The organism is Pseudoalteromonas sp. S558 (assembly GCF_005886635.1).
In the GTDB taxonomy this organism is placed as follows: Bacteria; Pseudomonadota; Gammaproteobacteria; order Enterobacterales; family Alteromonadaceae; genus Pseudoalteromonas; species Pseudoalteromonas aliena.
On record NZ_PNDU01000676.1, the window covers coordinates 1 to 382 of the forward strand.

Consider the following 382-nt stretch of genomic DNA (forward strand, 5'->3'; position numbering starts at 1 on the left):
AAATGTTCTTTTTGTAATATACGTGCATACAGATAGCTTACTTCTGAAGTGGGGTTTTCCTGATATAGCTTTACTAAATGTGTTTTAAGGGCCCCTTGTAACCGCTCAGATTGGCCTGAGAATTGACTGTTGTCGAGTAAGTTCTTTATCTCTTCAACAGAAAGAGATGCTTTTAATTTAGTGTTACTAGTTGCAATAACTGCATCATCCTTTGGTACAAAAGGTGCGCCTTGTAGAGTGAGCGGCATTAAAAAGACAGCGATAAAAGTGAATGGCAAATATAAAGGTAAGTGCATTATTTTCTCCTAAAAGTTAGCCTTCCTTGGCTAGTCAGTTGATTGATTAATTTCCGTTTGCTGAAATCAGATCACCAACATCAGTA

The 382-nt window shown here is 37.2% G+C and carries 1 pseudogene; it reads right to left on the reverse strand.

Annotated elements, in window-relative coordinates:
* A pseudogene (locus tag CWB66_RS21905) lies at positions 1 to 296 on the reverse strand (hypothetical protein); the annotation flags it as partial.
* Between the last annotated feature and the right edge of the window lie 86 nt (positions 297 to 382).